This is a genomic window from Mesorhizobium sp. LNHC252B00 (assembly GCF_000502955.1).
Classification (GTDB): domain Bacteria; phylum Pseudomonadota; class Alphaproteobacteria; order Rhizobiales; family Rhizobiaceae; genus Mesorhizobium.
Genome location: NZ_AYWO01000019.1, coordinates 112,141 through 118,140 on the forward strand (window position 1 = coordinate 112,141; position 6,000 = coordinate 118,140).

A 6,000-nucleotide genomic window follows, 5' to 3' on the forward strand; every position below is an offset into this window, starting at 1 on the left:
GGGCGCTAAGCATGGAAAGGGGAAATCGACATCCGCTGATGCGGCCTCCCGTGAGCTCGATCCTGCCCGCTCTTCTTTTGAGGCTGTGGACCATCTCCCATCCCAGGCTGCTCTCGGTCGTCGAGCCACACATTTGACGGACACCCGCAGCCGCCAGCCAGTCGAGGAATGAACCATGAAATTCGCGGTCTACGCGATCATCGCCACTGCCTTGGTGGCGGTCGCCGGATGCACCACCGATGACTACGATGGCTGTCGCGGAAACGGCTGCCTGGTCGATCGGCCTCAGCAAAAAAATCGGAAGATCGATGACCGGCCGCAATACGACAGGAACGGCAATCCGAACTTCGATATGCGTGGCCGCTACATCGGCTGCCATGGGCTGGGATGCAAGGTCGACGACCCTGATGATGGCGATCAAAGCATCGACGACAGGCCGCAGTACGATAAGCAAGGCAATCCGAATTTCGATACGCAGGGCAATTACCAGGGATGCCACGGCATCGGCTGCGAGGTCGACACGCCAGCCGATGACAGCTCATCGGACGATGACGATTCCAATTGATAGGCCTCGCGGCCAACAAGGAGGCCGATTATGTCTGAATTCGACAGCCATCGACGTGCCAAGATCGTTGTGATCGGCCTCGCGGGGCTTGGAATGATGCTGACGTCCGCTTTCGCCGCGAATAGCGACTGCCACGGCGTAAAGGTCGATGTGACGAAGGCGCGCGAACAAGAGTTTGGCCCTCTCGTTGCATCGGCGATGACCAACAAGGTCAAACCCGCCCAGGTGAAATTCCAAACGATTCTGGAAAGCGGGAAATGGAGCGCCGTTTATTTTTCTACGCCCGTGGCCGATGATGGCATGATGTTCTTCCAGACAGTCAATGGAAAAAGGCGGTTTCGCGAAGTATGGGGCGGATATGCGGTTCCATCGGAAAAACCTGAATTGGTATCCTGGGCAAAGAAGCTCGGAGTGCCACAAGATCTAGCAAAGTGTTTTGCCAAGACAGTTACGGAACGAAAGTGATAGTCGCCGGTATTGCCGCGAATGATTTTCAGGCCATCGATCATGCAGAAGCCGATCAAGGTGCATCGGTTCAGGGAAACGCAGCTCCATCTTCTTGTTTTGATGGGCCGTCCCCTCACAGCGCCAGGCTCCCCTGCTCCACCTCCTCGGCATTCGGGTCGCCCGGCGCGGTTGCCCAGGCGAGTTCGACCAGCGTCACGGTCCGCCGGCCGACGCCGTCGAGCTGGCAGACGATGAGGCCTTGCTCCTCGATATAGGTCAAGAGGCGTCGGGCGCGGCGCAGCGAGTGGGAACCGTAAGCGCGGGCAATCGCGGCGTCGCTTGGGCACGGCCAGCCTTCCTTCGCCGCACGCGCGATCATCATGAACACGCCTTGCATGTCGTCGGGCAGCAGCGAGGCACGCACCGAGACATCCTGCCAGGCGTCGTCGCCTGCCGCCATGTCGGAGCCGAGGCCGGCGCGGGCGCGCGTCAGCATGCGTCGGAACTCCGGCAGGTCGGGCACGACCGAGGCGAGGCCTTCGATGCGGCAGCGCACGACGAATTCCTGATAGAGCACCCCGATGACGCGAAAACCCGCGTCGGGCTGCGCCAGGATGGCGCGCAGCACACGATCCACGCGCTCACGGCGCTCCGCCAGGTCTTCGGCGCTGATTTGCGGCTCCACCGGCTCGGGGCGGATTTCCAGCGCTGCCGATTTGGCCGCCATCAGCTGATCGAGCAGGTCCGGCGACGCCGTCCGGCGCGGCGCGCGCACGGCCTCTGGGGGCGGGGCGGCCAGGATGATCGCGCGAGCATCCTCCAGCGCCGCCTCCGGCATCGCCATCAGCCGCGGCGTTCCGTTGCGAGGGCTGGTGTCGGTCGGGCCGATGCGAAGCCCCAGCGGACGGCGCGACAGCGCTGGCCCCAGCGCCATGAACTGCCCGCGCTCCAGGTCGCGAAACGCCTCCGCCTGGCGCCGCTCCATGCCCAGGAGATCGGCGGCGCGCGCCATGTCGATATCGAGGAAGGTGCGGCCCATGAGGAAATTGGACGCCTCGGCGGCGACGTTCTTGGCGAGCTTGGCCAGCCGCTGGGTGGCGATGATGCCGGCAAGCCCGCGCTTGCGGCCGCGGCACATCAAATTGGTCATCGCGCCAAGCGAAAGTTTGCGCGCTTCGTCCGACACCTCGCCGGCTACCGCCGGTGCGAACAGCTGCGCCTCGTCCACGACGACCAGCATCGGGTACCAGTGGTCGCGGGCGACCTCGAACAGCCCGCCGAGGAAGGCGGCGGCGCGCCGCATCTGGTTCTCGGCATCGAGCCCTTCGAGATTGAGCACGGTGGAAACGCGATGGATGCGCGCCCGCTCGCCAGCCGCCTGCAGGCCACGCTCGGTGTGCTGCTCGGCATCGATGACCAGATGGCCGTAACGGTCGCCCAGCGAGACGAAGTCGCCTTCGGGGTCGATGATGGTCTGCTGCACCCAGGGCGCGCTCTGCTCCAGGAGCCGCCGCAAGAGATGCGATTTGCCGGAGCCCGAATTGCCCTGCACCAAAAGCCGGGTGGCCAGCAATTCCTCGAGATCCAGGTTCGCCGGGGCGCCCGCTGTCGTGTGTCCCATCTCGATCGCAACGGTCATTTCGACTCAAGGCTCCTTTCGCAGACGGGCTTATCAACTGGGTCACAGCCCGTCGAGCGCGCATGGCCGCCAGTTCCGCGTTGCGCACAGCCGCCCAGACGCGATCCGTCGGGCAGACCCTGTGGATAGTAACCAGTCGTTCACCATAGGCGGGTGTTCCGATTGCAGATATCAGGCATCCGCCTAGCCTGACCTCGCATCGCGTCCCCAACGTGGTGCGTCCCAACCCCGCCCCTGGCGACCGACGTCTTCAAGTTTCTTTCACAGTATATGTCGGTCGCCAATTTCGCCTGGTCCAATCCTGTTCTGACATCATGCCGGACCGCTTTATGGCGCAAACTTTGGGTTGACCCCTTCGGACCGCGAGGCGACACTCCACCCAACGCTACAGGTGCGAGGAGGAATTGTGATGGACGAACCCGAACGGTGGCGCCACATGTCGACGGCGCCGAGGGATGGCAGCCGGATCCTGGTCACGGTGCGCCCATCCGAACAGGGGCCGGCTGAAGTCGATCTCGCCTATTGGTCGCGCGCCGACCAGTTCGCCTCGGAAGGCTGGCGCGCATCGGACTCGTCGCCCGGGCGCGTCATCGAATACGCCGAACCTGAACTGAAATGCTGGATGCCGCTGCCGACAGCCAACCTCAGCCGTGCATCCATGCCGGCGCCGTGGGAAGGCGAAGACGCCCAGCAGTTGGATGGCTCGGGGATTTGAAGAACTGGCCGTACCCAATCGCTGCAGCTGGAGATTAGCCGATCTCCACCCTTGCGGGGGAGATTGGCAGCTTCACGGTCGGCTCCCCTCAGAACAAAAACGCGGCCGTGGCGGGGTTCGGCCCGGTGCGGCCGGAGGTTGAATCCATGCCGCGGATCGTCTGCAGATCCTGCGCATCCAGCTCGAAATCGAAGACGTCGAAATTGGCGGCGATGCGGTCCTGGTGGATCGATTTTGGAATGACGATCAGCCCCTCCTGAAGATGCCAGCGGATGATTGTCTGAGCCGCGGACTTGCCATGCTTTCGGGCGATGCCGGCAATGATCGGATCGTTCAGCAGCCGACCGCTGCCCAGCGGGCTCCAGCTTTCGATGCGGATGTCATGCCTGGCATGGAAGTCCCTGATACCGCGCTGCTGGAACTGGGGATGCAGCTCGATCTGGTTGACGACAGGCGTCACGCCGGTCTCGCCGATGATCCGCTCGAGATGGTCCTGGTTGAAATTCGAAACGCCGATCGACTTGATGCGGCCGGACTGCCTGAGCTCGACCAGCGTCTTCCAGGCCTCGACGTACTTGTCCTGGCTGGGCACCGGCCAGTGGATCAGGAACAGGTCGATCTGCTCGATAGCGAGCTTGTCCATCGTCTCGTCGAAGGCGCGCAGCGCCGCATCGCGCTGGTGCGCACCGTTGCGCAGCTTGGAGGTGATGAAGAGGTCGCCCCTCGGCACGCCGGCGCTGCGGATCGCCTCTCCGACCCCCTCCTCGTTCCGGTAGCCCTCGGCGGTGTCGATTAGACGATAGCTGGCCTCGATCCCCCAACCCACCACTTGCGCCGTGATGTCCTGATCGACCTGCCACACTCCAAGGCCGAGTTGGGGAATGGCGGAACCGTCGTTCAACGCAATTTTTCCAGGCATGGTGGGCTGTTCAGGCATGGTGGGGGATCCTTTGCAAAGATGGTCCGGGCGGTTCGCCCGGTGCCCGCCCTATCTAGGTTCGCTAGAGAGCGGCGGCCAGTCGGCAGGGGACAAATTTGCCACGTGCGATCTGCGGTCCTGATCTTTGCGTCGAAGGATTCGGCCTCACCGCGGCCGGCGCACCGCCCGCACCACCCCGGCAGAGGTGCTGCCGCAGAAGAGCCGGTCGCCGCCATCGGATTCCAGTCCCGAGACGCCCATGCCGGCCGGCATGTCGAGCTTCTCCAAAACCTTGCCTGATTGCGGGTCGACGCGGCGCAAATCGCTCTGGTCGCCTTCCCAGGTGGCGTGCCACAGCTCGCCATCGACCCAGGTCACCCCGGTGACGAAACGGTTGGATTCAATGGTGCGCAGGATTGCCCCGGTCTCAGGGTCGATCTGGTGGATCTTGCGCTCGCGGTATTGCCCTACCCAAAGCGTCCCTTCGGCCCAGGTCAGCCCCGAGTCGCCGCCGCCGCCCGGCGCCGGAATGGTCGCCAGCACCTGGCCGGTATCAGGGTCGATCTTCTGTATCAGGTCGTTGGCAAGCTGGAAGAAATGCCGGCCGTCATAGGCGGTGCCGGCATGTGCCGCGACATCGATCGAGCGCAGCGCCTGCCCGCTTTCCGGATCGAAGGCGTTCAGCCTCTCGCCCGAGGCAAACCAGACATTGTTGCCGTCAAAGCTCACTCCATGCACCCTTTCCACACCGGGAAAAGGCCCGTACTCGTGCAGGACTTCGGCCGCTGAATGTCTCATGTCTTGATCCTCAATGTTTGGTCGTCATCCCGCCGGTCATGTTCGAAGGTGTGTCGAACGTGAGCACCGGAAGCGCAGGAAGCCACTATTTGCAGGCCGGCCTCACCTGAATATCAACACACCTTAGCCGTTCGACAGCGGGGACGGGAGTAACAAGGTCGTCGTGAATCCAGCCACCGGCGGCGTCATCCAGCGGCGCGCCCGCCCATGTCCGAAAAACTGCACCTTGCCCGCCTCGCCAAGCTGCTCCAGCGCCCGCTGCACGCTGCGCTGGCCGATACCAAGCGCCAGTGCCAGCGCAGAGGTCGCCCAGGCTTCACCATCGGCAAGGAAGGCCAGCACCGCAGCGTGCCGCTCCTCGATGGGCCGCGCCAGCACCAGCACCTCACGCTCGTGGCGCGGCGCCAGTGCGAAGCCTTGGCTGGTCGCGCCGATATCGGCCAGCCCCCGCAGTTCGACGCGCAGCCGGCCGATCTCGACCCGCAGCCGCGCCCGATGCGATTCATCGGCGTGCCTGCCGCCGAAGGCTTCGGCGATCAGTCTCGCCCGCGACACATCGCCAGGCCAGGCTTCGGCGAGTGTGCGTGCCAGCGCAAACAGCACCGGGCGCGTGGCCAGCGAGACGGTTGCTTCCTGCTGGCGCACGACATAGCGGAAGCTATCGACCACCAGCGCCGGCGACGCCTGCAACGCCTCGACGTCCTCGAGCAGCAAGGGGCGCTGCTCGCCACCAGCGATCAGCCGCGCCGCCGGCGTGTCCAGCGCCAGGAATGCGCTGTCGACCTCTGCGATCAGGCCCGTAATGCCGGCCCGGCGGGCGGCATGGCGGGCCCACTCCAATGCCCTGCGCGCCCGCTTCGTTTTCAGGCGCCGCATCGCGATGCCGGCGACGGCAAGCTCGTGCGCGGCTCGCGCGG

Annotated in this window: 6 protein-coding genes and 1 pseudogene; 3 read left to right on the top strand and 4 right to left on the bottom strand. The window is 64.4% G+C overall.

All coding sequences use genetic code 11. The features are described from left to right. Positions 1-175 precede the first annotated feature (175 nt). Both X744_RS148560 and X744_RS148555 read left to right on the top strand, forming a co-directional pair. On the top strand, positions 176-565 hold the full coding sequence (locus tag X744_RS148560; protein ID WP_023761096.1) for a hypothetical protein: 390 nt from the start codon (positions 176-178) through the stop codon (positions 563-565). Between the two features lie 30 nt (positions 566-595). Beyond that, positions 596-1,030, top strand: coding sequence for a hypothetical protein (locus X744_RS148555; protein WP_023761097.1), 435 nt, complete (start codon positions 596-598; stop codon positions 1,028-1,030). A 115-nt stretch (positions 1,031-1,145) separates the two neighbouring features. Here the strand turns inward: X744_RS148555 and X744_RS148550 are convergent, their stop codons facing one another. Continuing rightward, positions 1,146-2,651, bottom strand: a complete 1,506-nt coding sequence (locus tag X744_RS148550) for an ATP-binding protein (RefSeq protein WP_023761098.1) — start codon at positions 2,649-2,651, stop codon at positions 1,146-1,148. A 409-nt stretch (positions 2,652-3,060) separates the two neighbouring features. Between X744_RS148550 and X744_RS148545 the strand changes: the two genes are divergently transcribed. Beyond that, a complete protein-coding gene (locus tag X744_RS148545) occupies positions 3,061-3,366 on the top strand; it encodes a hypothetical protein (RefSeq protein WP_023761099.1) in 306 nt (101 codons plus the stop codon). Between the two features lie 88 nt (positions 3,367-3,454). On the opposite strand, the gene X744_RS148540 is transcribed toward X744_RS148545, so the two are convergent. From X744_RS148540 to X744_RS148530, 3 genes and pseudogenes are all read right to left on the bottom strand, one after another. After that, a complete protein-coding gene (locus X744_RS148540) occupies positions 3,455-4,303 on the bottom strand; it encodes an aldo/keto reductase (RefSeq protein WP_023761100.1) in 849 nt (282 codons plus the stop codon). Between the two features lie 147 nt (positions 4,304-4,450). Continuing rightward, positions 4,451-5,083, bottom strand: a complete 633-nt coding sequence (locus X744_RS148535; RefSeq protein WP_023761101.1) for a PQQ-binding-like beta-propeller repeat protein — start codon at positions 5,081-5,083, stop codon at positions 4,451-4,453. Positions 5,084-5,206: 123 nt separating this feature from the next. Continuing rightward, a pseudogene (locus X744_RS148530) lies at positions 5,207-6,000 on the bottom strand (helix-turn-helix domain-containing protein); the annotation flags it as partial.